23 protein-coding genes are annotated in these 25,268 nt (G+C 63.7%); 20 read left to right on the top strand and 3 right to left on the bottom strand.

All coding sequences use genetic code 11. From position 1 onward, the window contains the following. Positions 1-121 precede the first annotated feature (121 nt). The 12 genes from DSHI_RS01330 (at position 122) to DSHI_RS01385 (ending at position 18,197) form a co-directional block, all read left to right on the top strand. The gene (locus tag DSHI_RS01330) at positions 122-1,450 is read left to right on the top strand and encodes a peptidyl-prolyl cis-trans isomerase (protein ID WP_157865178.1); all 1,329 of its coding nucleotides are present in this window, start codon (positions 122-124) and stop codon (positions 1,448-1,450) included. Positions 1,451-1,942: 492 nt separating this feature from the next. Further along, positions 1,943-6,079 carry a DNA-directed RNA polymerase subunit beta gene (rpoB, locus tag DSHI_RS01335; RefSeq protein WP_012176950.1) on the top strand — a complete coding sequence of 1,379 codons (4,137 nt, stop codon included), beginning with the start codon at positions 1,943-1,945 and terminating at the stop codon, positions 6,077-6,079. Between the two features lie 97 nt (positions 6,080-6,176). Continuing rightward, positions 6,177-10,424, top strand: a complete 4,248-nt coding sequence (gene rpoC, locus DSHI_RS01340; protein WP_012176951.1) for a DNA-directed RNA polymerase subunit beta' — start codon at positions 6,177-6,179, stop codon at positions 10,422-10,424. A gap of 150 nt (positions 10,425-10,574) precedes the next feature. Continuing rightward, positions 10,575-11,480 carry a DMT family transporter gene (locus tag DSHI_RS01345; RefSeq protein ID WP_012176952.1) on the top strand — a complete coding sequence of 302 codons (906 nt, stop codon included), beginning with the start codon at positions 10,575-10,577 and terminating at the stop codon, positions 11,478-11,480. A 281-nt stretch (positions 11,481-11,761) separates the two neighbouring features. Then, positions 11,762-12,133 carry a 30S ribosomal protein S12 gene (gene rpsL / locus DSHI_RS01350; RefSeq protein WP_008182915.1) on the top strand — a complete coding sequence of 124 codons (372 nt, stop codon included), beginning with the start codon at positions 11,762-11,764 and terminating at the stop codon, positions 12,131-12,133. Between the two features lie 12 nt (positions 12,134-12,145). After that, positions 12,146-12,616 carry a 30S ribosomal protein S7 gene (gene rpsG, locus DSHI_RS01355; protein WP_012176953.1) on the top strand — a complete coding sequence of 157 codons (471 nt, stop codon included), beginning with the start codon at positions 12,146-12,148 and terminating at the stop codon, positions 12,614-12,616. A gap of 25 nt (positions 12,617-12,641) precedes the next feature. Continuing rightward, on the top strand, positions 12,642-14,759 hold the full coding sequence (gene fusA, locus DSHI_RS01360; protein WP_012176954.1) for an elongation factor G: 2,118 nt from the start codon (positions 12,642-12,644) through the stop codon (positions 14,757-14,759). Positions 14,760-14,841: 82 nt separating this feature from the next. Further along, complete coding sequence (gene tuf, locus DSHI_RS01365; RefSeq protein WP_012176905.1) at positions 14,842-16,017, top strand: elongation factor Tu; 1,176 nt, start codon at positions 14,842-14,844, stop codon at positions 16,015-16,017. 110 nt (positions 16,018-16,127) lie between these two features. Beyond that, positions 16,128-16,436, top strand: a complete 309-nt coding sequence (rpsJ, locus tag DSHI_RS01370) for a 30S ribosomal protein S10 (protein WP_044028221.1) — start codon at positions 16,128-16,130, stop codon at positions 16,434-16,436. Positions 16,437-16,450: 14 nt separating this feature from the next. Further along, positions 16,451-17,290: a 50S ribosomal protein L3 gene (gene rplC, locus DSHI_RS01375; RefSeq protein WP_012176956.1), complete on the top strand. Its 840-nt coding sequence runs from the start codon at positions 16,451-16,453 to the stop codon at positions 17,288-17,290. Beyond that, the gene (gene rplD, locus DSHI_RS01380) at positions 17,287-17,904 is read left to right on the top strand and encodes a 50S ribosomal protein L4 (protein ID WP_012176957.1); all 618 of its coding nucleotides are present in this window, start codon (positions 17,287-17,289) and stop codon (positions 17,902-17,904) included. Before rplC ends, rplD begins: the two co-directional genes overlap by 4 nt. Further along, positions 17,901-18,197 (top strand): 50S ribosomal protein L23, encoded by a 297-nt coding sequence (locus DSHI_RS01385; RefSeq protein WP_012176958.1) that lies wholly within the window; start codon positions 17,901-17,903, stop codon positions 18,195-18,197. The genes rplD and DSHI_RS01385 overlap by 4 nt, the downstream gene beginning before the upstream one ends. A 95-nt stretch (positions 18,198-18,292) precedes the next feature. Here the strand turns inward: DSHI_RS01385 and DSHI_RS01390 are convergent, their stop codons facing one another. From DSHI_RS01390 to DSHI_RS01400, 3 genes are all read right to left on the bottom strand, one after another. Then, complete coding sequence (locus DSHI_RS01390) at positions 18,293-18,643, bottom strand: hypothetical protein (protein WP_012176959.1); 351 nt, start codon at positions 18,641-18,643, stop codon at positions 18,293-18,295. Between the two features lie 291 nt (positions 18,644-18,934). Continuing rightward, the gene (locus DSHI_RS01395; RefSeq protein ID WP_012176960.1) at positions 18,935-19,315 is read right to left on the bottom strand and encodes a hypothetical protein; all 381 of its coding nucleotides are present in this window, start codon (positions 19,313-19,315) and stop codon (positions 18,935-18,937) included. Between the two features lie 163 nt (positions 19,316-19,478). Continuing rightward, positions 19,479-19,970 (bottom strand): YHS domain-containing (seleno)protein, encoded by a 492-nt coding sequence (locus DSHI_RS01400; RefSeq protein ID WP_012176961.1) that lies wholly within the window; start codon positions 19,968-19,970, stop codon positions 19,479-19,481. Positions 19,971-20,263: 293 nt separating this feature from the next. Between DSHI_RS01400 and DSHI_RS01405 the strand changes: the two genes are divergently transcribed. The 8 genes from DSHI_RS01405 (at position 20,264) to rplP (ending at position 25,222) form a co-directional block, all read left to right on the top strand. After that, the gene (locus tag DSHI_RS01405) at positions 20,264-20,893 is read left to right on the top strand and encodes a DUF433 domain-containing protein (protein ID WP_050757771.1); all 630 of its coding nucleotides are present in this window, start codon (positions 20,264-20,266) and stop codon (positions 20,891-20,893) included. Between the two features lie 14 nt (positions 20,894-20,907). Beyond that, the gene (locus DSHI_RS01410; RefSeq protein WP_245533064.1) at positions 20,908-21,276 is read left to right on the top strand and encodes a DUF5615 family PIN-like protein; all 369 of its coding nucleotides are present in this window, start codon (positions 20,908-20,910) and stop codon (positions 21,274-21,276) included. A gap of 378 nt (positions 21,277-21,654) precedes the next feature. After that, a complete protein-coding gene (locus tag DSHI_RS01415; RefSeq protein WP_044027574.1) occupies positions 21,655-22,269 on the top strand; it encodes an outer membrane protein in 615 nt (204 codons plus the stop codon). A 295-nt stretch (positions 22,270-22,564) separates the two neighbouring features. Continuing rightward, on the top strand, positions 22,565-23,407 hold the full coding sequence (gene rplB, locus DSHI_RS01420; protein WP_012176965.1) for a 50S ribosomal protein L2: 843 nt from the start codon (positions 22,565-22,567) through the stop codon (positions 23,405-23,407). 3 nt (positions 23,408-23,410) lie between these two features. Beyond that, positions 23,411-23,689 (top strand): 30S ribosomal protein S19, encoded by a 279-nt coding sequence (gene rpsS, locus DSHI_RS01425; RefSeq protein ID WP_012176966.1) that lies wholly within the window; start codon positions 23,411-23,413, stop codon positions 23,687-23,689. 3 nt (positions 23,690-23,692) lie between these two features. Beyond that, on the top strand, positions 23,693-24,073 hold the full coding sequence (rplV, locus tag DSHI_RS01430) for a 50S ribosomal protein L22 (protein ID WP_012176967.1): 381 nt from the start codon (positions 23,693-23,695) through the stop codon (positions 24,071-24,073). After that, the gene (gene rpsC, locus DSHI_RS01435) at positions 24,073-24,795 is read left to right on the top strand and encodes a 30S ribosomal protein S3 (protein ID WP_012176968.1); all 723 of its coding nucleotides are present in this window, start codon (positions 24,073-24,075) and stop codon (positions 24,793-24,795) included. Before rplV ends, rpsC begins: the two co-directional genes overlap by 1 nt. A 13-nt stretch (positions 24,796-24,808) precedes the next feature. Next, on the top strand, positions 24,809-25,222 hold the full coding sequence (gene rplP, locus DSHI_RS01440; protein ID WP_012176969.1) for a 50S ribosomal protein L16: 414 nt from the start codon (positions 24,809-24,811) through the stop codon (positions 25,220-25,222). Positions 25,223-25,268 lie beyond the last annotated feature (46 nt).

A 25,268-nucleotide genomic window follows, 5' to 3' on the forward strand; every position in this document is an offset into this window, starting at 1 on the left:
TCCGCGGCCCTTTTTTCGTGCGATCCGGCGCGGTTGCTTGGGCTTTTCGGGCCAGCAGGTGACAAGTGCGCGAAATTTTTGCAGGATCAGCTTATTCAAGATGCCGATTACGGGCCCAGACATGTTCAGACGGATTATCGCACCACTTCTTTGCTGGCTTGCCGTGTTAGCGGCCGCGCCCGCGCTCAGCCGGGATGTGCTGGCAACAGTCAATCGGGTCGAGATCACCGAGGGGCATTTCGAGATGTTCCTTCGGGGGCTGCCGCGGGACTACATCCGGGCGGAGTTGCGCCCTGCGCTTCTCGCGCACCTGATCGATCAACAGGTCCTGGCGGAGCGCATGGCTCCGAGGTTCGACCCAGATGGGTATTATATCAGACTGAGGCAGGCCAAGGTCGCGGAGGCGTATCTGGGGGCCCGGTTTGATGCCATATCGGTGTCCGAGGACGACCTCGTTGACATGTACCTGAAGACCTACGGGCGGCTTGCGTGGTTTGACTTGACGGTTGCCACGCTTCCGAAACGGGACGCCGCACAGGCCTTCGCGCAGAGAGTTGCCCTGGGCAAGAGTTTTGCGGAGGCCGCGCGGGAGGCAGGTGCGGAGGCGTCTCTCTTCGAGGCGGACTGGCTGCGGCGAAAGGAATTGGATCCTGCAATCCTGCGCGCGGCGGCGGTGTTGCACTCAGGTGGTGTTTCGGACCCTGTGAGAAGCCGGTCCGGCTGGCACGTGGTGCGGGCGGACATGATCTGGCACGCGCCCCCTTTCTTTGGGGTGCGCGACGAACTGACCAAGCTGGCGCGCTTCGAGCAGGTCCTCGAGGCGCTTCGGACCCAGTCGGACGCCCCGCAAGACCTGATTTATCTGCTGGAAAACGAAACCCGGCGATTTCTGGCGGAAGCCGCATTGGCGGGCGGTGTGGGACATGGTCCGTTCGTTTGGCGGTCCTCGAAGCGATATCTCGAAGAGCATGGCGACCGCGTGGAGTACCTCGTGAGGCTCTCGGCTTTCCCGACGCGCGATGCGGCGCTGGATGCGGTGGACTATGTTCGAAACAGACACCGGGCGACAGAAGGGTTCGAGCCGCAACCGGATTGGCGGCCGGTGGACGACCAAACCGCATGGGTCCGGCCCAGCACCCTTCCTGCATCTCTTATGCCGCCTGTTCTGGGCACGTCGTTCGGCCTCTGGCAGGGGCCTTACGAGGTTACGGGCAGGTACTATCTGATCATGGTGAACGATGTCCGTGGGGGACCATCCTACACTTATGACGAACGTAGGCTCTACAGCGAGGACCCGCAGATGCGAAGCCCTGATATGTCCGATATCTGGCCCGACCTGCGTGAGAATGTTGACGTCATCCCGAGAAGCGAGCTTGCGCGTGTCGCGGACAGCGCAAAGCGCCTGCCGTTCCGGACGCTGCTGGAAGCCTATAATCTTCCGGGCGACTAGCGCGAGGGGACCGGAGCGCATTTTCCTTGGCACACCCGTTGCACTTGCGCCGTGCCTGACCTAGATACCCATTTCTGAGCGTGCGTCTGATTCGGGCGCTCTTAGGTGTTTTCGGCCCACAGGAGGAACCTGACCCCTCGAGATTGCCTCTGCCGCTCGCAGAAAGTCGCCGAACCACCACGCAAATGCAAGCGTTTGGTTGCACCGGCTATTTTCTACGATGGGCAAGTCGGGCTGACTAGCATTTCATGATCTGTCCCGCAGGGGGCAAACGACGCTGGGTTCGGGAGCTGTTCCGGGTCCGGCAAAACCTGTCTTGGCAAGCCGCTTGGGTGCTCGCGCACCGGCGAGCGGCTTTCCCAGATGAGGTTTCCGGTTCGGGCGCGCGCCAGTGGGACGGTGCGCAGGTATAGGACCGGTCGTCATCCGACCCGGCGCTGCCGGCCTTCTCCCGGGGCCAGCGGCACTGCGATGCAAGAGGAAATAGCGCGCATGGCTCAAACCGTTCTCGGCCAAAAACGGTTCCGCAAGTATTACGGCAAGATCCGCGAAGTCCTGGAGATGCCGAACCTGATCGAGGTGCAGAAGAGCTCCTATGATCTTTTCCTGAAATCCGGCGACCAGCCCCAGCCCATGGACGGCGAGGGGATCATGGGCGTGTTTCAGTCGGTCTTCCCGATCAAGGACTTCAACGAAACGGCGGTCCTGGAGTTCGTGAAATACGAGCTCGAGAAGCCGAAATACGATGTCGAGGAATGCCAGCAGCGCGACATGACCTATTCCGCGCCGCTGAAGGTGACCCTGCGCCTGATCGTGTTCGATGTGGACGAGGATACCGGCGCGAAATCCGTCAAGGACATCAAGGAGCAGGACGTCTTCATGGGCGACATGCCCCTGATGACCCCGAACGGGACGTTCATCGTGAACGGGACCGAGCGTGTGATCGTGAGCCAGATGCACCGCTCCCCGGGCGTGTTCTTCGACCATGACAAGGGCAAGACCCATTCCTCGGGCAAGCTGCTCTTTGCCTGCCGCATCATTCCCTATCGCGGCTCCTGGCTGGACTTCGAGTTCGACGCCAAGGACCTGGTCTTCGCGCGCATCGACCGCCGCCGGAAGCTGCCGGTGACCACGCTGCTCTATTCCCTCGGGATGGATCAGCAGGACATCATGGATGCCTATTACGACACCGTGACCTACACCCACCGCAAGGGCGAGGGCTGGGTCACCAAGTTCTTCCCCGAGCGTATTCGCGGCACCCGTCCCACCCAGGACGTGGTCGACGCGGCCACCGGCGAAGTGATCGCCGAAGCCGGCAAGAAGGTGACGCCGCGCGCGGTCAAGCAGTTGATCGACGAAGGCAATGTCTCGGAAATCCTGGTGCCCTTCGACGGCATCATCGGCAAGTTCGCCGCCAAGGACATCATCAACGAGGAAAACGGCGCGATCTATGTCGAGGCCGGCGATGAGCTGACCTGGGAAGTGGACAAGGATGGCGCGGTGACCGGCGGCACGCTCAAGGAGCTGCTGGACGCGGGGATCGAAGAGATCCCGGTGCTGGACATCGACAACATCACCGTGGGCGCCTACATGCGCAACACCTTGGCCGCGGACAAGAACATGAACCGCGACACCGCGCTCATGGACATCTACCGCGTCATGCGCCCGGGCGAGCCGCCCACCGTCGAGGCCGCCTCGGCCCTGTTCGACACGCTGTTCTTCGACAGCGAGCGCTATGACCTGTCGGCCGTGGGCCGGGTCAAGATGAACATGCGCCTGGCGCTCGATGCCGAGGACACCGTGCGCACCTTGCGCAAGGAAGACATCGTCTCCTGCATCAAGGCGCTGGTCGATCTGCGCGACGGCCGCGGCGATATCGACGACATCGACCATCTCGGCAACCGCCGGGTCCGGTCCGTCGGCGAGTTGATGGAGAACCAGTATCGCGTCGGCCTGCTGCGGATGGAGCGCGCGATCAAGGAGCGCATGTCCTCGGTCGAGATCGACACGGTCATGCCCCAGGACCTGATCAACGCCAAGCCGGCAGCGGCCGCGGTGCGGGAATTCTTCGGCTCTTCGCAGCTGTCGCAGTTCATGGACCAGACCAACCCGCTGTCCGAGGTCACGCACAAGCGGCGCCTCTCGGCGCTCGGGCCGGGCGGTCTGACCCGCGAGCGCGCGGGCTTCGAGGTGCGCGACGTGCACCCGACCCATTACGGTCGGATGTGCCCGATCGAGACGCCGGAAGGCCCGAATATCGGCCTGATCAACAGCCTCGCGACCTTCGCGCGGGTGAACAAGTACGGCTTCATCGAGACCCCCTATCGCCGGGTCGAGGACGGCAAGGTCACCGACGAGGTGAACTACATGTCCGCGACCGAAGAGATGCGGCACACGGTGGCCCAGGCGAACGCCAATCTCGACGAGAGTGGCAGCTTCGTGAACGAGATGGTCAACACCCGCCAGTCGGGCGAATATACGCTGGCCCCGCGCGAGAGCGTGGACCTGATCGACGTGTCGCCCAAGCAGTTGGTGTCCGTGGCGGCCTCGCTCATTCCGTTCCTGGAAAATGACGACGCGAACCGCGCGCTCATGGGCTCCAACATGCAGCGCCAGGCGGTGCCGCTGTTGCAGGCCGATGCGCCCTTCGTCGGCACCGGGATCGAGGGCGTGGTGGCCCGCGACTCCGGGGCGGCGATCATGGCCCGCCGGGGCGGGTTCATCGACCAGGTGGACGCCACCCGGATCGTGATCCGCGCCACCGAGGATCTCGAGCCGGGCGATCCCGGCGTGGACATCTACCGTCTGCGCAAGTTCCAGCGCTCGAACCAGAACACCTGCATCAACCAGCGTCCGCTGGTGAAGGTGGGCGACAAGGTCGGCAAGGATGACGTGATTGCGGACGGTCCTTCGACGGACCTGGGCGAGCTGGCCCTCGGCAAGAACGTGGTCGTCGCCTTCATGCCGTGGAACGGCTACAACTACGAGGACTCGATCCTGATCTCCGAGCGCGTGGCGCGCGACGACGTCTTCACCTCGATCCATATCGAGGAATTCGAGGTCGCCGCCCGCGATACCAAGCTCGGGCCCGAGGAAATCACCCGCGACATCCCGAATGTCGGCGAGGAAGCTCTGCGAAACCTCGACGAGGCGGGCATCGTCTATATCGGCGCCGATGTGGGCCCCGGCGATATCCTCGTGGGCAAGATCACCCCCAAGGGCGAAAGCCCGATGACGCCGGAGGAGAAACTCCTGCGCGCGATCTTCGGCGAGAAGGCCTCGGATGTGCGTGACACCTCCATGCGCCTGCCGCCGGGGGATTTCGGCACGGTCGTGGAAGTCCGCGTCTTCAACCGTCACGGCGTCGAGAAGGACGAACGTGCCTTGCAGATCGAGCGTGAGGAGGTCGAAAGCCTCGCACGCGACCGCGACGACGAGATGGCCATCCTGGAGCGCAACATCTACGCGCGCCTGAAGGACATGATCCTCGGCAAGACCGCGGTGAAGGGGCCCAAAGGCGTCAAACCCGGCTCCGAGATCACCGAGGACCTGCTGGGCACGCTCAGCCGTGGCCAGTGGTGGCAGCTCGCCCTCGAAGACGAGGCCGAGGCGCAGATGGTCGAGGCCCTGAACCAGCAATACGAGGCGCAGAAGCGCGCCCTGACCGCGCGGTTCGAGGACAAGGTCGAAAAGGTCCGCCGCGGCGACGACCTGCCCCCGGGTGTGATGAAGATGGTCAAGGTGTTCATCGCGGTGAAGCGCAAGCTGCAGCCGGGTGACAAGATGGCCGGGCGTCACGGCAACAAGGGCGTGATCTCGAAAGTGGTGCCGATGGAGGACATGCCGTTCCTCGCCGATGGCACCCCGGTCGATTTCGTGCTCAACCCGCTGGGTGTGCCGTCGCGGATGAACGTGGGCCAGATCCTGGAGACCCATATGGGCTGGGCCGCGCGCGGCATGGGGCTGAAGATCGACGAGGCGTTGGGCGAATACCGGCGCTCCGGCGACATGACGCCCGTGCGCGAGGCGATGCGCCTGGCCTATGGCGACGAAGCCTATGAAGAGGCGATTTCCGGGCTCGACCAGGACGACCTGCTGGAGCGGGCGGGCAATGTCACCCGCGGGGTGCCGATCGCCACACCGGTCTTCGACGGCGCCAAAGAGGCGGATGTCAACGACGCGCTGACCCGCGCGGGCTTTGACACCTCCGGTCAGTCCGATCTCTACGATGGGCGGACGGGCGAGAAATTCGCGCGTCAGGTCACGGTCGGGGTCAAGTACCTGCTCAAGCTGCACCACCTGGTGGACGACAAGATCCACGCGCGCTCCACGGGGCCCTACAGCCTCGTCACCCAGCAGCCGCTGGGCGGCAAGGCGCAGTTCGGTGGCCAGCGCTTCGGGGAGATGGAGGTCTGGGCGCTCGAAGCCTATGGTGCTGCCTATACCCTGCAGGAGATGCTGACCGTCAAGTCGGACGACGTGGCGGGTCGGACCAAGGTCTATGAGAGCATCGTCAAGGGCGAGGACAACTTCGAGGCCGGCGTGCCGGAGAGCTTCAACGTGCTCGTGAAGGAAGTCCGCGGCCTCGGCCTAAACATGGAACTCCTGGATGCGGAGGGCGAGGAATAAGCGCGACGCCAAGAGTTTTACCTAAAACTCTTGGCAAATTCCTTGCTCAAGGAATTTGCGCCCGCACCTCCCTCCGACCGAATTCAAGGAATTGAGAATGAACCAGGAACTGACAACCAACCCGTTCAACCCGGTCGCCCCGGTCAAGACCTTCGACGAGATCAAGGTTTCCCTGGCGAGCCCGGAGCGGATCCTCTCGTGGTCCTTCGGCGAGATCAAGAAGCCCGAGACGATCAACTACCGCACGTTCAAGCCCGAGCGTGACGGCCTGTTCTGCGCGCGGATCTTCGGCCCGATCAAGGATTACGAATGCTTGTGCGGCAAGTACAAGCGGATGAAATATCGCGGGGTCATCTGCGAGAAATGCGGCGTCGAAGTCACGCTGCAGAAGGTCCGGCGCGAGCGCATGGGCCATATCGAGCTGGCCGCCCCCGTCGCCCATATCTGGTTCCTGAAATCGCTGCCGTCGCGGATCGGCACGATGCTGGACATGACCCTGCGTGATCTCGAACGGATCCTCTATTTCGAGAACTACGTGGTGATCGAGCCGGGCCTGACGGACCTCACCTACGGTCAGCTGATGACCGAGGAGGAGTTCCTCGATGCCCAGGACGCCTACGGCATGGACGCCTTCACCGCCAATATCGGTGCCGAAGCGATCCGCGAGATGCTGGCGGCGATCGACCTGGAAACCGAGGCCGAGCAGCTGCGCGCCGATCTGGCCGAGGCCACGGGCGAGTTGAAGCCCAAGAAGATCATCAAGCGCCTGAAGCTGGTCGAGAATTTCCTCGAGTCCGGCAACCGTCCGGAATGGATGGTTCTGACCGTGGTGCCGGTGATCCCGCCGGAGCTGCGCCCGCTGGTCCCGCTGGACGGGGGCCGGTTCGCGACCTCGGACCTCAACGACCTCTATCGCCGGGTGATCAACCGCAACAACCGCCTCAAGCGGCTCATCGAGCTGCGCGCGCCGGACATCATCATCCGCAATGAAAAGCGGATGCTGCAGGAATCCGTCGACGCGCTCTTCGACAACGGCCGTCGCGGCCGGGTGATCACGGGGGCGAACAAGCGGCCGCTGAAGTCGCTGTCGGACATGCTCAAGGGCAAGCAGGGCCGGTTCCGTCAGAACCTGCTCGGCAAGCGCGTGGACTTCTCGGGCCGCTCGGTCATCGTGACCGGGCCGGAGCTGAAGCTGCATCAATGCGGTCTGCCCAAGAAAATGGCGCTGGAGCTGTTCAAGCCGTTCATCTACTCGCGGCTCGAGGCCAAGGGCCTGAGCAGCACGGTCAAGCAGGCCAAGAAGCTGGTCGAAAAAGAGCGCCCCGAGGTGTGGGATATCCTCGACGAGGTGATCCGCGAACACCCGGTGATGCTGAACCGCGCACCGACCCTGCACCGTCTGGGCATCCAGGCGTTCGAGCCCGTGCTCATCGAAGGCAAGGCGATCCAGCTGCACCCGCTCGTGTGCTCGGCGTTCAACGCCGATTTCGACGGCGACCAGATGGCGGTTCACGTGCCGCTCTCGCTCGAGGCGCAGCTCGAAGCGCGCGTCCTGATGATGTCCACGAACAACGTGCTGTCGCCGGCCAACGGCGCGCCGATCATCGTGCCGTCCCAGGACATGATCCTCGGGCTCTACTACATCACGCTGGAGCGTGAGGGCCTGCCGGGTCAGGGCATGATCTTCGGCTCTCCGGAGGAGGTCGAGCATGCGCTGACCGCGGGCACCGTTCACCTGCACTCCAAGATCCAGGCGCGGGTCAAGCAGATCGACGACGAAGGCAACGAGATCTACAAGCGTTACGAGACCACGCCCGGGCGCGTGCGCCTCGGCGCGCTTCTGCCGCTGAACGCCAAGGCGCCGTTCGAACTGGTCAACCGGCTCCTGCGCAAGAAAGAGGTGCAGCAGGTCATCGACACCGTCTACCGCTATTGCGGGCAAAAGGAGTCGGTCATCTTCTGCGACCAGATCATGACGCTCGGCTTCCGGGAGGCGTTCAAGGCGGGCATTTCCTTCGGCAAGGACGACATGCTGATCCCCGACACCAAGTGGGACATCGTCGAAGGTGTCCGCGACCAGGTGAAGGAATTCGAACAGCAATACATGGATGGCCTGATCACCCAGGGTGAAAAGTACAACAAGGTCGTCGATGCGTGGTCGAAATGTTCCGACGAGGTGGCGTCCGAGATGATGGACGAGATCTCCCGCGACCGGTTCGATCCCGACACCAAGGAGCAGATGGAGCCGAACTCGGTCTACATGATGGCCCATTCCGGCGCCCGGGGTTCGCCCGCGCAGATGAAGCAGCTCGGCGGGATGCGCGGCCTGATGGCCAAGCCGTCGGGCGAGATCATCGAGACTCCGATCATCTCGAACTTCAAGGAAGGCCTGACCGTTCTGGAATACTTCAACTCCACCCACGGGGCCCGGAAGGGTCTGGCGGACACGGCGTTGAAGACGGCGAACTCGGGTTATCTGACCCGGCGTCTGGTGGACGTGGCCCAGGACTGCATTGTGCGGCTGAACGATTGCGGCACCGAGAACGCCATCACCGCCGAAGCGGCCGTGAACGACGGGGAGGTTGTCGCCTCCCTCGGTGAACGGGTGCTGGGGCGTGTGGCGGCCGAGGACGTGGTCGACCCGGCCAGCGGCGAGGTGATCGTCGCCAAGGGCGAGTTGATCGACGAGCGCAAGGCCGACCTGATCGAGCAGTCCAGCATCCAGTCCATGCGGATGCGCAGCCCGCTGACCTGCGAGGCGGATGAAGGCGTCTGCGCCCAGTGCTATGGCCGGGATCTGGCGCGCGGCACCAAGGTGAACGTGGGCGAGGCCGTCGGCATCATCGCGGCCCAGTCCATCGGCGAGCCGGGCACCCAGCTGACCATGCGGACCTTCCACATCGGCGGGATCGCACAGGGTGGCCAGCAGTCCTTCCAGGAGGCCGGGCAGGAGGGCAAGATCGCCTTCCGCAACGCCAACCTGCTGGAGAACACCTCGGGCGAGAAGATCGTCATGGGCCGCAACATGCAGCTCCTGATCGTCGACGGGGAGGGCGCGGAGCGGGCCAGCTTCAAGCTCGGCTACGGCACCAAGGTCCATGTGGCCGAGGGCGACAAGGTAGGCCGCGGCGACAAGCTGTTCGAATGGGATCCCTACACCCTGCCGATCATCGCCGAGAAGTCGGGGGTGGTGCGGTTTGCGGATCTCGTTTCGGGCATCTCGGTGCGCGAAGAGACCGACGATGCGACGGGCATGACCCAGAAGATCGTGTCCGACTGGCGCGCCGCGCCCAAGGGCAGCGACCTCAAGCCCGAGGTTCTGATCGCGGATCCGGAAACCGGCGAGCCCGTGCGCAACGACGCGGGCAACCCGGTGACCTATCCGATGTCGGTGGACGCGATCCTGTCGATCGAGGACGGCATGCCGATCTCGGCCGGCGACGTGGTGGCGCGGATCCCGCGCGAAGGTGCCAAGACCAAGGACATCACCGGGGGTCTTCCCCGCGTGGCGGAACTGTTCGAGGCCCGTCGTCCCAAGGATCACGCCATCATCGCCGAGATCGACGGCTATGTCCGGTTCGGGCGCGACTACAAGAACAAGCGTCGCATCTCGATCGAGCCCAGTGACGAGACCATGGAGCCCGTGGAATACATGGTGCCCAAGGGCAAGCACATCCCGGTGGCCGAGGGCGATTTCGTCCAGAAGGGCGACTACATCATGGATGGCAACCCCGCGCCGCATGACATCCTGCGGATCATGGGGATCGAGGCGCTGGCGGACTACCTGATCAACGAGGTGCAGGACGTCTACCGCCTGCAGGGCGTGAAGATCAACGACAAGCACATCGAGGTGATCGTGCGCCAGATGCTCCAGAAGTGGGAGATCCTCGACAGCGGGGAAACCACGCTTCTGAAGGGCGAGCATGTGGACAAGCTCCAGTTCGAGGCGGTCAACGAGAAGGCGATCGCCGAAGGTCGTCGTCCGGCCCAGGGCGAGCCGATCCTCCTGGGGATCACCAAGGCCTCGCTCCAGACCCGGTCCTTCATCTCGGCAGCCTCCTTCCAGGAGACGACCAAGGTGCTGACCGAGGCCTCGACCATGGGCAAGCGCGACAAGCTGATCGGCCTGAAGGAAAACGTCATCGTGGGCCGCCTGATCCCGGCGGGCACCGGTGGGGCGACCCAGCAGATGCGCCGCATCGCCCAGGAGCGCGACCAGAAGGTGATCGAGCAGCGTCAGGCGGAGGCCGAAGAGGCCGCTGCCCTCGCCGCCCCGATGGCGGAGGACGTGTTCGAGGATGGGGGGGACATGGCGGATATCTCCATGCCCGAGAGCCGCGATTGATCCAAACCTCCGGCTGAGCCGGATGGCCGACGACCCTTGCCCCCGCGCCCCGTGCGCGGGGGTTTCTCGTTACGCCCGCGCCGGGCTTCGCCCCTTGCCAAAGCCGCGGCGAAGGCGCAGGTCTCGTGCATTCGAACCGAGTGACGCCCCATGCCCCTGACAGCCGTTCCCGACCGCGCCGCCGGCAACCTGCGCGGTGCCGCCTACATGCTCGTGGTGACCGCGAGCTTCACCACCGGTGACGCGCTCATCCGGCTGGCCACCGAAGAGATGCCGCTGTTCCAGGTGATCTTCCTGCGCAGCTGGATCGCGGTGGCCTTCCTGGGGCTGCTGGTGTGGCGCGCAGGGGCGCACCGGATGCGCGTGGGGCCAAGGGACCGGCGCCTGATCGGCCTGCGCAGCGCGGCCGAGGTCTGCGCCATGGTGCCCTTCTTCATCGCCCTGGCGAACATGCCCTTCGCCAATGTCAGCGCCCTGTTGCAGGCGCTGCCCCTGTCCCTGACCTTGGCCGGTGCGGTGTTTCTGGGCGAACCCGTGGGCTGGCGGCGGCTGGCGGCGATCGTCGTGGGGTTCTGCGGGGTGCTTCTGATCGTGCAGCCGGGCGGGTCGGGGTTCACCGCCTATGCGCTGCTGGTGCTGCTCACGGTGGTCTTCGTGACTTTTCGCGACCTGTCCACGCGCCGGATCTCGCCCGAGATCCCGGCGGTGCTTCTGGGGTTGGTGATGGCGGTGTTCGTGCTGGTCTCCTCGGGGGTCCTGTCACTGCTGACACCGTGGCAGCCGGTGACGGTGCGCGGGGCGCTCCTTCTGTTCGGGGCGGGGGTATTCATCGCCTCGGGCTACATCTTCGCGGCTCTGGCCATGCGCCACGGCGAGATCGGCTTCGTGACGCCGTTTCGCTACATGGCGCTTGTCTGGGCGGTGCTGCTGGGATTTTTCGTCTTCGGCGAATGGCCCGATGCGCTGACCTGGGCGGGGGCGCTTCTGGTGGTGGCGACGGGGCTGTATACCTTGTATCGTGAGCAGGTGGTCCGCCGGGCGGCGCGGCGGGCCTAACCCCTGTCGCCAAAAGGCCCTCGCGGCCCGCCGGGGTCTGTTGACAACCCCTCCGACTCCCCCTATACCCCGCGCCACTCGGGGGGTCTGTCCGCGGACCCTTTGGGCATCACAATTGAAGTGGTCACGATCCGGGCCCATGCCCCGATCCTCTGGAATTCCACCGCGTCGGTCCCGCGAAGGGTCCGTCCGCGGTTTTGTGCTTTGCGGACGCGCAAGGCGCCATACGTAATCTGCGCGACCGTCGCGCGATGTCATGACGAGCTAAACGGGGAACCGGAATGCCAACGATTCAACAGCTGATCCGCAAGCCGCGGCAGCCCAAAGTAAAACGCTCCAAGTCCCAGCACCTGGAGAGCTGCCCGCAGAAGCGCGGCGTCTGCACGCGGGTCTACACGACCACGCCGAAGAAGCCGAACTCGGCCATGCGGAAAGTCGCGAAAGTGCGCCTGACCAACGGGTTTGAGGTGATCAGCTATATTCCCGGGGAAAGCCACAACCTCCAGGAGCACTCCGTGGTCCTGATCCGGGGTGGTCGCGTCAAGGACCTTCCGGGTGTGCGTTACCACATCCTGCGCGGTGTTCTGGATACCCAGGGCGTCAAAGATCGTAAGCAACGCCGTTCGAAGTACGGCGCGAAGCGTCCGAAGTAAGAGGAAGAGTAGATGTCTCGCCGTCACGCCGCCGAAAAACGCGAAGTTCTGCCGGACGCCAAGTTTGGTGACCGCGTTCTGACCAAGTTCATGAACAACCTGATGATCGACGGCAAGAAATCCGCCGCCGAGAAGATCGTCTACAACGCGTTCGACCGCGTTGAAAGCAAGCTCAAGCGCTCGCCGCTGGAGGTGTTCCACGAGTGCCTCGACAACATCAAGCCGTCGGTCGAGGTTCGCTCCCGCCGGGTTGGTGGCGCCACCTACCAGGTGCCGGTCGAAGTGCGCCCCGAGCGCCGCGAAGCCCTGGCGATCCGCTGGTTGATCAACGCCTCCCGGGCGCGGAACGAGAACACCATGGAAGAGCGTCTCGCCGGCGAGCTGGTCGATGCCGTGAACTCCCGTGGGTCCGCCGTGAAGAAGCGCGAAGACACCCACAAGATGGCCGAAGCCAACAAGGCCTTCAGCCACTACCGCTGGTAATCATCTCTAGCCTAGGACCGAACCAATGGCACGCGACTATCCCCTCGACCGGTACCGTAACTTCGGGATCATGGCGCATATCGATGCGGGCAAGACCACCTGCTCGGAGCGCATCCTGTACTACACCGGCAAGTCCCACAACATCGGCGAAGTCCATGATGGCGCGGCCACCATGGACTGGATGGAGCAGGAGCAGGAACGCGGGATCACCATCACCTCCGCTGCGACGACCACCTTCTGGGAGCGCACCGAGGATGGCGAGACCGCCGACACGCCCAAGCACCGTCTGAACATCATCGACACACCCGGCCACGTCGACTTCACCATCGAGGTCGAGCGTTCGCTCGCCGTGCTCGATGGCGCGGTCTGCGTTCTGGACGCCAATGCCGGTGTCGAGCCCCAGACCGAGACCGTCTGGCGCCAGGCCGACCGGTACAAGGTGCCGCGCATCGTGTTCGTCAACAAGATGGACAAGATCGGCGCGGACTTCTTCAACTGTGTCCACATGATCGAGGACCGGACCGGCGCCCGCGCCGTGCCCGTGGCCATTCCGATCGGCTCCGAGAACGAGCTCGAAGGGCTTGTCGATCTCGTGACCATGCAGGAGTGGGTCTACAAGGGCGACGATCTCGGCGCGAGCTGGGTCAAGGGCGAGATCCGCGACAGCCTCAAGGATGTCTGCGAGGAGTGGCGCGGCAAGATGATCGAAGCGGCCGTCGAAGAAGACGACGACGCGATGATGGAGTACCTGGAAGGCAACGAGCCTGACGTGCCGACCCTGCGCGCGCTGCTGCGCAAGGGCACGCTCGCGCTGCATTTCGTGCCGGTCCTGGGCGGCTCCGCGTTCAAGAACAAGGGCGTTCAGCCTCTGCTCAATGCCGTGATCGATTACCTGCCGAGCCCGCTCGACGTGGTTGACTACATGGGCTTCGCGCCCGGCGACGAGAACGAAGAGCGCAACATCCCCCGCCGGGCGGATGACGACATGCCGTTCTCCGGCCTCGCGTTCAAGATCATGAACGACCCCTTCGTGGGCTCCCTGACCTTCACCCGGATCTACTCCGGGACCATGAACAAGGGCGACACCGTTCTCAACTCCACCAAGGGCAAGAAAGAGCGCATCGGTCGGATGATGATGATGCACTCTAACAACCGCGAAGAGATCGAGGAAGCCTTTGCCGGCGACATCATCGCGCTCGCGGGCCTGAAGGACACCACGACCGGCGACACGCTGTGCGACGTCAAGGAACCGGTGGTGCTGGAAACCATGACCTTCCCGGACCCGGTGATCGAGATCGCCGTGGAGCCGAAGACGAAGAACGACCAGGAGAAGATGTCTCAGGGTCTGGCACGTCTGGCGGCAGAGGACCCGTCCTTCCGCGTCGAGACTGACATCGAGTCCGGTCAGACCATCATGAAGGGCATGGGCGAATTGCACCTCGACATCCTGGTGGATCGTCTCAAGCGCGAGTTCAAGGTCGAGGCCAATATCGGCGCGCCCCAGGTGGCTTACCGCGAGACCATCGGTCACGAGGTCGAGCACACCTATACCCACAAGAAGCAATCCGGTGGGTCGGGTCAGTTCGCCGAGGTCAAGCTGGTCATCTCCCCGACGGAGCCGGGCGAAGGCTATTCCTTCGAGTCCAAGATCGTCGGCGGTGCCGTGCCCAAGGAATACATCCCGGGCGTGGAAAAAGGCATCAAGTCCGTGATGGACAGCGGCCCGCTCGCCGGCTTCCCGGTCATCGACTTCAAGGTCGCCCTGGTCGACGGCAAGTTCCACGACGTGGATAGCTCGGTCCTGGCCTTCGAAATCGCGGCCCGCATGGGCATGCGCGAAGGCATGAAGAAGGCCGGTGCCAAGCTGCTGGAGCCCGTGATGAAGGTCGAGGTGGTGACACCCGAAGAGTATACCGGTGGCATCATCGGCGACCTGACCTCCCGTCGCGGCCAGGTCACGGGGCAGGAACCGCGCGGCAACGCCGTGGCGATCAACGCCTTCGTGCCGCTGGCCAACATGTTCGGCTACATCAATACCCTGCGTTCCATGTCCTCGGGCCGCGCGCAGTTCACGATGCAGTTCGACCATTACGATCCGGTTCCGGCCAATATCAGCCAGGAAATCCAGGAAAAATTCGCATAACGGGACGGCGGGGTGAACCCCGCCCTACCCACGACCCGTAGGGCGGGGCTACCCCGCCACCCAACAAGATGAGGAGGCCACCATGGCTAAGGAAAAGTTTGAGCGTTCGAAACCGCATGTGAACATCGGTACGATCGGGCATGTTGACCACGGCAAGACGACGCTGACGGCTGCGATCACGAAGCAGTTCGGCGACTTCAAGGCTTATGACGAGATCGACGGCGCTCCGGAAGAGAAGGCGCGCGGGATCACGATTTCGACGGCGCATGTGGAATACGAGACCGACGCGCGCCACTACGCCCATGTGGACTGCCCCGGCCACGCCGACTACGTCAAGAACATGATCACCGGTGCGGCGCAGATGGACGGCGCGATCCTGGTGGTGAACGCCGCGGACGGGCCGATGCCGCAGACGCGCGAGCACATCCTTCTGGGCCGCCAGGTGGGCATCCCCTACATGGTCGTGTTCATGAACAAGGTCGACCAGGTCGATGACGAGGAGCTTCTGGAGCTCGTCGAGATGGAGATCCGCGAGCTGCTGAGCTCCTACGAGTATCCGGGCGACGACATCCCGATCATCGCGGGCTCGGCTCTGGCCGCGCTCGAGGGCCGTGACCCGGAGATCGGCGAGCAGAAGATCGCCGAGCTGATGAAGGCGGTGGATGACTACATCCCGACCCCGGCGCGCGCGGTGGACCAGCCCTTCCTGATGCCGATCGAGGACGTGTTCTCGATCTCCGGCCGCGGAACGGTCGTCACCGGCCGCGTCGAGCGGGGCGTGATCAACGTGGGCGATGAGATCGAGATCGTCGGCATCCGCGACACCAAGAAGACCACCTGCACGGGCGTCGAGATGTTCCGCAAGCTGCTGGACCGCGGCGAGGCGGGCGACAATATCGGCGCGCTGCTGCGCGGCGTGGACCGCGAAGGCGTGGAGCGGGGCCAGGTGCTCTGCAAGCCGGGCTCGGTGACCCCGCACACCAAGTTCGAGGCCGAGGCGTATATCCTCACGAAGGAAGAGGGCGGCCGCCACACGCCGTTCTTCGCCAACTACCGGCCGCAGTTCTACTTCCGGACCACGGACGTGACCGGGACGGTGACGCTGCCGGAGGGCACCGAGATGGTGATGCCGGGCGACAACCTGAAGTTCGGCGTCGAACTGATCGCGCCGATCGCCATGGAAGACGGCCTGCGCTTCGCCATCCGCGAAGGCGGCCGCACCGTCGGCGCAGGCGTCGTGTCGAAGATCATCGAGTAACCATGACCAGCAGGGCGGGACAGGATCCCGCCCGACAGGTTCGACGAGGGGTGGCGTAACCCGCCGCTCCTCCTCTCAATCTCAAGCCGCGAAAGGCAATGACAATGGCCATCCAAAGCCAGAACATTCGCATCCGTCTCAAGGCGTTCGATTACCGTGTGCTGGACGCCAGCACCCAGGAAATCGTCAACACCGCCAAGCGGACCGGTGCCCAGGTGCGCGGGCCGATCCCGCTCCCGAACAAGATCGAGAAGTTCACGGTTCTCCGTGGTCCGCACGTGGACAAGAAGTCCCGCGACCAATTCGAGATCCGCACGCACAAGCGTCTTCTCGACATCGTCGATCCGACCCCCCAAACCGTGGACGCGCTGATGAAGCTCGACCTCGCGGCGGGTGTGGACGTGCAGATTTCGGTCTGAGGAGGGCAAGACAGATGCGCTCTGGAGTGATTGCAAAGAAGGTGGGCATGACCCGCCTGTTCATGGAAGACGGCAAGCAGGTGCCCGTCACCGTGCTGCAGCTGGACAAGCTGCAGGTGGTGGCACAGCGCACCGCCGAGAAGGACGGCTACTCGGCCGTGCAACTCGGGGCGGGGACGGCCAAGGCCAAGCGGACGACGAAGGCCATGCGCGGCCATTTCGCCGCCGCCTCGGTCGAGCCCAAGCGCAAGGTTGCGGAATTCCGCGTGGCGCCCGAGAACCTGATCAATGTCGGTGAGGAAATCACCGCCGATCATTACTTCGAAGGCCAGTACGTGGATGTCTCCGGCACCTCGATCGGCAAAGGCTTTGCCGGTGCGATGAAGCGGCACAATTTCGGCGGCCTGCGGGCCTCCCACGGTGTGTCGATCTCGCACCGCTCGCACGGCTCCACCGGTCAGTGCCAGGACCCTGGCAAGGTGTTCAAGGGCAAGAAGATGGCCGGCCACATGGGCGCTGCGCGGGTGACCACGCAGAACCTGCAGGTCGTGCGCACCGATGCCGATCGCGGCCTGATCATGATCAAGGGCGCTGTCCCGGGATCGAAGGGTGGCTGGGTGACGATCAAGGACGCGGTGAAGAAGCCCGTGCCCGAGAACGTGATCCTGCCCGCGGCGCTGAAGTCCGCGGCCGAAGAGGCCAAGCGTCTGGCCGAGGAAGCTGCCGCCGCGGCGGAAGCCGAAGCGAAGGCTGCTGAGGAGGCTGCGGCCGCCGAAGCGGCTGCTGCCGAGGAAGCCGCTCTGAAACAGGCCGAGGCTCAGATCGAAGCCGAGAAGAAGGAAGGTGACGAATGAAACTCGACGTCATCAAACTGGACGGCGAAGCGGCCGGCTCGGTCGAGCTGGACGAGGCCCTGTTCGGGCTGGAGCCGCGTGCGGATATCCTGCACCGCGTGGTCCGCTGGCAGCGCAACAAGGCGCAGGCCGGCACCCACAAGGTCAAGACCCGCTCGGAAGTCAGCTACTCCACCAAGAAGATCTATCGCCAGAAAGGCACCGGCGGCGCACGCCACGGTGCGCGGTCTGCGCCGATCTTCCGCAAGGGTGGTATCTACAAGGGTCCGACCCCGCGCAGCCACGCCCATGACCTGCCGAAGAAATTCCGCAAGCTGGGTCTGAAGCACGCCTTGTCCGCGAAGGCCAAGGCAGGCGAGCTTGTGGTGATCGACATGGCGACCTCCGAAGGCAAGACCGCAACCCTGGCCAAGCAGATCAAGAACCTGGGCTGGAAGCGCGCGCTTGTGATCGACGGGGCGCAGGTGGATGCGGGCTTCGCCAAGGCCGCGGCCAATATCGACACGCTCGATGTGCTGCCGTCCATGGGCGCAAACGTCTATGACATCCTCAAGCGCGACACCCTGGTGTTGACGAAGGCGGGTGTCGAAGCACTGGAGGCACGACTGAAATGACCGCCAAAGCACAGCATTACGACGTGATCCGCAAGCCGATCATCACCGAGAAGGCCACCTTGGCGTCCGAAAACGGCGCCGTGGTCTTCGAAGTGGCCATCGACAGCAACAAGCCCCAGATCAAGGAGGCCGTCGAGGCGCTCTTCGGTGTGAAGGTGAAGGCGGTCAACACCACCATCACCAAGGGCAAGACCAAGCGCTTCCGCGGCACCCCGGGCAAGCGCAAGGACGTCAAGAAGGCTTATGTGACGCTCGAAGAGGGTAACACCATCGACGTGTCCACCGGTCTGTGAGGCCGTGGCGGGGGGAACCCCGCTCTCCATCCTGATTGAGAAGCCCCGGTCCTGAACAGGCCGGGGCTTCTTGCATCTGGGGTGTGGTGCGATCTCTAGGCGTCCGGTGCGGGCGAAATCCGCCAGGTGCTCCGCCCGGTGGAGGAGGTGAAGGTGACGGTTTCGCCTGACAGCTCCGTCACGGGGCATTCGGTACCGGCCATGCCGGGCGGGCCGGTCAGGGTACGGCAGTAGGCACCGTCGGTGACGCTCCAGCGCCCTTCGGCGAAGCCGGAAATTGTGCCGTCTTTGGCGAAGGTTACCTGGAATTCGGGGGCGCCGTCGAGGGTGAGGGTCTTGCCCGCCAGCGCGCGGGTGATCGGTCCGTCCTCGGGCGGGGCGAGGCCGAGATCCTGCGCGGTGCAGCCCGCCAGCGCCAGTGCCGCCAGCCCCATGACAAATCTCATCATCCACCTCCTTGTTTCATCATATAGAACAGCAGCTTGGCCCGGGGTGCAAGGTGAAGTCCGGGCCGCGGCACCGGGGGCCTGTGCATTCCTGGTCCTATCGCCGCGCGCCCCGCGCCGGGGGCCGCGCCCGCCGATGGCGCGATCCCGTGCCCTCGGGCGCGCAGAATCGGGAGCCGGGATCTTGGGGGGAAACTTCGGTCGGATCGGCGTCGGACAACTGTCGGCCATGTGTCGGGCAAGTGTCGGGCACCTCCGCACGCAGGTTTCGAAAAAGTCGAACGGGCGCGCCTAGCGGACGGTGATCGTGTAGCAGCCGCCGAGCGTTTCGCCAGGCACCGCGCTGCTGCGGTTGATGGTGCAGAACTCGTCCCGGCCCTTGAAGCCCGCGTTGGGCGTATAGGTGATGCCGCGCCGGGTCAGGCCGACCGTGCCCGATTTCGGGGCCTTGCGCAGGGAGACCTCGGTTGCCTCGGTAAAATCCTGCCCGCCATTAGAGAAGAACCCGACGAAGGGGATCAGGCAGGGGCCGCTGCCGGTCATCTCGTAACTGCCGGTGCCCTTGCCGCTGGCCCATCCGCGCCCGGTGGAGCCATCGCAGGCCGCGGCGGCGAGGCCGGTGCCCATGGCAAGACAGGCCAGGGTGAGGGCGGTCAGGGACGGGATACGCATGGGAAAGCTCCGGACGTGGCAGACATGAGATTTCCCCCCACCCTAGGCGCGCCTTTGGGCGGCAGTCAAACCTGCGTCTGCGTCCCCGTTCTGCGGCGCATTCCCGAGGCGAGGCCGGTCGCGCGTGTTGCGCGCCCCGACCTCTCTGCGGTGGCTGGTCGGATCAGAGCTCCGAGGCCGGCGTGCTCACGATCTCGGGCCAGTTGGTGGTGGCCGTGTCGATGGTCTGGGTCGTCTGGCGCAGGTAGAGGTCATGCGCGCCTTCGGAGGAGTTCAGGTAAAGCTGGCCGTCCACGATGTCGAAGAATTCGGGCTGGGTGGCGATCTTCTTGCCCTTGGAGGCGCCCACAGTGCACCAGCCGCCGAAGGCCGGGGCGAAGGCGGCGGGATCGGCCTCGAAGGCCGCCTTGTTCTCGGCCGACGAGAACTTGTAGACGGCCCCGTCATACTCCGCCTTGAACTCCGCGACGCCCTTGGTGGGGGCCCCGGCAGTGTGATAGGCGACCGGATCGTAGCCGTTGATCGCGATATTCATGTCGGCGTCGGTGATGAACACCTCGTCGGCGGCGAAGGCGGTGCCGAGGGACAGGGTGGTGGCCAGGGTCGCGACGACAAAGCCGGTCCGGAGAGATTTCAGGGACAGGGTTTTGGGCATGGGGTTTTCCTCGCTGGGGTATGGTCCGAACGCCGACCGCTCTGAGAGATGTCGACGTTGCACGGTGTCCGTGCAGGTCAAGACTTGCCGCGCGGACGGGGGGAAAGCGAATAAACTCGGATCACCAAACGATCACTGCTACGGCATGCGCGCGTGATCGGGGCGGGGTGCCTGCATGCGAAATCAGGACAAAGGCTGGAGGATTTGCAACACACAAACCTGACAGGTCGAACTGTGACTGGTCACGCGGGGCATGAAGGTACTATATTCGGAATGCGACTTAGGAAGAACTCGTGGCTAACTCAGACGTCATAACCGCTTTCACGGACGAGCAAGTTTCTCGTTTGACGGGGATCTCCGTCAGGCAGCTGCGTTACTGGGATGATACGGACTTTTTTTGCCCTGAGTACGCGTGGGAAGAGCGTGGTGACCCTTTCAGCCGCATTTACAGTTACCTTGATCTCGTTTCATTGAAGGTTGTCGCCAGGCTTCGCAAGAAAGTTCCGCTTCAACGGCTGCGGATCGTAAAGCAACGACTGTCTGAGTTTGATCCCACGGTTTGGCGAGGCTTGAAGCTTTGGGTTGATGGGGATGAAGTTGCTTTCTTTCACCCAAAAACAGGGGAACCGGAGCAAGTTGTTTCGGGGCAAAAGATAATGGCGATCTCACTCGCCGAAACACTCGATGAACTGGATGCAGGGCTCAAAGAGTTTTTGAAACGAGACGACGCCTGTATCGGTCAAGTCGCCCAGAAACGTCGTGTTATGCACAACAGACGCGTTGTGGCGGGCACGCGTGTCCCTGTTTCAGCGATAAGGGCATTCCGCGAGGCAGGGTTCACCGTAACGGAGATTTTGGACGAGTATCCGACTTTGACCCAAGATGACGTTGAGGCGGCCTTGGCGGATGATGAGGCGGCTTGATACTGCCACTGTTCATGGATGAAGGCGCGCCTCGATCTGTAGGCAGGTTCCTCGCGGAAAGGAACCACAAGGTAACATATATGCAGGACGTGATGGCTAGGGGATCGCCGGACACTTTGGTCGCAGAGATTGCACAGCGCAACGAAGCGATCTTGGTTGCCGTGGATAAAGACATGCGACAGATTGCGAAGCAGAACGGTGTGGGCAAGCTGCGTTTTCGCAGTTTGCATTTACTGCAGTTTCGTTGCTCAGAGCCCCAAGCGGTCCACAGAGTCAGAGAAGCAATCGAATTGATTGAAAGCGAGTGGGAAATCGCGTGCTCTAGAGTTGCGCGCCGTTTTTGGGTGGAGATAGGTGGAAATTACATCCGTACTCACCGTTAGCTAGCCGAAGTTGCACTGCGAACGAGCCTCTACCCTAGGGCTCTGAACTCCCTGCACGACCTCATCCGCAAGGCCCTGCTTTCGGCCGGGGCGTTGCTCTTGGCGGGTTGGGGCCGCAGTTTGTGCGCTTCGGGGGTACGTCGGGCGGGGGTGGTGGCGTGCGCTGCTGAGGATTTCGGGCGCAGGAGGTGCCGGGTTTTCTGCCTGGCGTGGGCGTCGTGCCCGCCAGGCATTCCGTCATTACGGTGCAGAGGCGCCGGGGCCTGTGGCCCGCAAGCAATGAGACGCTCAAATTAATTCGCGCCCTGCGGAACCCCATGGAGTGGGGTGCGTTTGGATGATATGACTTCATCCTACTTCCACACAAAGGGGAAAGAAATGTTCCGTACTGCTACTGCGTTCGGACTTGTTTTGGCGGCTTCCACAGGAAGCCTTTACGCGGGGAACCCGGAGCCTGCGCCCGTCGCGCCGGTGATGGTGGCGCCCGTCCCGGCGCCCGCGCCCTTCTGGGCGGGTGGCTATATCGGTGCCCAGCTCGGCTACGCCTATGGCGACTTCGACATCGATGCGGCCATCGATGGCGACGACAATGATGATGGTTTCATCGGGGGTTTGACCGCCGGTTACCTGTTTGACGTGGGCTCCGGCTGGTATGTCGGCCCCGAGGTCCAGTACGACTGGGCCGATCTGGAGATCACCGAGGATGGCGGGGACACCGCGAGCTTTGACGAGATCGCGCGTCTGAAGCTCATCGTCGGGCGGGAGATCGGCAACGGCCTGCTCTACGGCACGGCGGGCATCGCCTATGGCAGCCTCGACAGCGCCGGTGACGTGTTCGACGGAATCGACGGCAGCGATACGAACTGGCTCCTTGGCCTCGGCTATGACTACCGGGTGGGCGATAACTGGACCGTCGGGGGCGAGTACATGTACCACAGCTTCGACGACGTGGACCTCAACACGCTTCACATCAAGGCGGCCTACCGCTTCTGAGGTTGACGCATCCCTCGTGACGACGGCTCAAAGCCCCGCTTCCTGCGGGGCTTTTTGCGTGGCGGGCTGGGCCTGCTCGGTGTCGGTGGGCCGATATCGCCTGTGGCGCTTGACGCCCTGACCTGACTGCCGTACGAGACCCCATCCGCAAGGCCCCGGATTCGTCCGGGGCTTTGATTTTGGTTTGGTGCCGGGCAGAGCCCCGGCCTGCGACCAAGCGAGATGGGGACCTTCGGGGCCCTTCAAACCGAGAAGCCGGGTTCTACCCGGCACGCAACAACGGAAGACAGAAAGCATGGCACTCAAGTCGTATAAGCCGACGACGCCGGGCCAGCGTGGGCTGGTTCTGATCGACCGTTCCGAGTTGTGGAAAGGCCGTCCGGTCAAATCCCTCACCGAGGGTTTGTCCAAGAAGGGTGGCCGGAACAACACTGGACGGATCACGATGCGCCGCCGGGGTGGCGGGGCAAAGCGTCTCTACCGGATCGTGGATTTCAAGCGTCGCAAGTTCGACGTGGAAGGCGTGATCACCCGGATCGAATATGACCCGAACCGGACCGCCTTCATCGCGCTGGTCACCTACACCGATGGCGAGCAGGCCTATATCCTGGCCCCTCAGCGGACTGCCGTGGGCGACAAGGTGGTGGCCTCTCAGAAGGCCGACATCAAGCCGGGCAACGCGATGCCGTTCTCGGGCATGCCGATCGGCACGATCGTGCACAACATCGAGCTCAAGCCCGGCAAGGGCGGCCAGATCGCCCGTGCGGCGGGCACCTATGCCCAGTTCGTCGGCCGCGATGGCGGCTACGCCCAGATCCGTCTGAGCTCGGGCGAGCTGCGGCTTGTGCGGCAGGAATGCATGGCCACCGTCGGTGCCGTGTCGAACCCGGACAATTCGAACCAGAACCTCGGCAAGGCGGGTCGCAACCGGCACAAGGGCATTCGTCCTTCCGTGCGCGGTGTCGTGATGAACCCCGTCGATCACCCCCATGGTGGTGGTGAGGGCCGGACCTCTGGCGGGCGTCACCCGGTCACCCCCTGGGGCAAGCCGACCAAGGGGGCCCGTACCCGCAACAAGAACAAGGCGTCCAGCAAGCTGATCATCCGCTCGCGGCACGCCAAGAAGAAGGGCCGCTGATAGATGACGCGTTCTGTTTGGAAGGGCCCCTTTGTCGACGCTTACGTCCTCAAGAAGGCCGAGAAGACCCGCGAGTCGGGCCGCAACGAAGTGATCAAGATCTGGTCGCGCCGCTCCACCATCCTGCCGCAGTTCGTGGGCCTCACCTTCGGGGTCTACAACGGTCGCAAGCACATCCCGGTGAACGTCACCGAGGACATGATCGGCCAGAAGTTTGGCGAGTACTCTCCGACCCGGACCTATTACGGTCACGCGGCGGACAAGAAAGCGAAGAGGAAGTAAGTCATGGGTAAGGACAAGAATCCCCGCCGCGTGGCTGAGAACGAGGCGATGGCCAAGACGCGCATGCTGCGCACCTCGCCGCAGAAGCTCAACCTCGTCGCGCAGATGATCCGGGGCAAGAAGGTCGACAAGGCGCTTGCCGATCTGACCTTCTCGCACAAGCGGATCGCCGTGGACGTGAAGAAGTGCCTTCAATCCGCGATCGCCAATGCCGAGAACAACCATGGGCTGGACGTCGACGAGCTGATCGTCGCGGAAGCCTGGGTCGGCAAGAACCTGACCATGAAGCGCGGGCGTCCCCGGGCCCGTGGCCGGTTCGGCAAGATCATCAAGCCCTTTGCGGAAATCACCATCAAGGTCCGTCAAGTTGAGGAGCAGGCATAATGGGTAACAAGGTTAATCCCATCGGCATGCGGCTTCAGGTCAACCGGACCTGGGACAGCCGTTGGTATGCAGACACCAAGGACTATGGTGACCTGCTGCTCGAGGATCTGAAGATCCGCGAGTTCATCAAGGAAGAATGCAAGCAGGCCGGCATCAGCCGTGTGATCATCGAGCGTCCGCACAAGAAGTGCCGGGTGACGATCCACACCGCCCGTCCCGGTGTCATCATCGGCAAGAAGGGTGCGGATATCGAAGGTCTGCGCCGCAAGATCGCGGCGATGACCGACAGCGAGCTGCATCTGAACATCGTCGAGGTCCGCAAGCCGGAGCTGGACGCGGCCCTGGTCGGCGAGAGCATCGCCCAGCAGCTGGAGCGTCGGGTGTCCTTCCGCCGCGCCATGAAGCGCGCGGTGCAGAACGCCGTGCGCATGGGCGCGCAAGGCATCCGGGTGAACCTGGCGGGGCGTCTCGGCGGTGCGGAAATCGCGCGGACCGAGTGGTACCGTGAGGGGCGTGTGCCGCTGCACACCCTGCGCGCGGATATCGACTTCGCCAATGTCGAGGCCACCACGGCCTACGGCATCATCGGGATCAAGGTCTGGATCTTCAAGGGCGAGATCATGGAGCACGATCCGCAAGCGCGCGATCGGCGTCATGCCGAGCTGCAAGAAGGCGGTGGCCCGCGTCCCCAGGGTGGCGGTCGCCCGCGCCGGGATCGCTGAGGAGTATTGAACGATGCTGCAACCAAAGCGCACGAAATTCCGCAAACAGTTCAAGGGCCGCATCCGGGGCGAGGCGAAGGGCGGGTCTGACCTGAACTTCGGCACCTACGGTCTGAAGGCCCTGCAACCCGAGCGGATCACCGCCCGCCAGATCGAAGCCGCCCGCCGGGCCATGACGCGTCACATGAAGCGTCAGGGCCGAGTCTGGATCCGGATCTTCCCGGACCTGCCGGTGACCTCCAAGCCCGTCGAAGTTCGGATGGGTAAGGGCAAGGGCTCCGTCGATTTCTGGGCCTGCAAGGTCAAGCCGGGCCGGATCATGTTCGAGATCGACGGTGTCTCCGAGCCCGTGGCCCGCGAGGCCCTGCGCCTGGCGGCCATGAAGCTGCCGATCAAGACCCGCACGGTCGTCCGCGAGGACTGGTGACCCGGTCGAAAACGCGAAAGCGTTTTCTGACCAGTTGGGTGTAGGC

Source organism: Dinoroseobacter shibae DFL 12 = DSM 16493, from assembly GCF_000018145.1.
GTDB lineage: Bacteria > Pseudomonadota > Alphaproteobacteria > Rhodobacterales > Rhodobacteraceae > Dinoroseobacter > Dinoroseobacter shibae.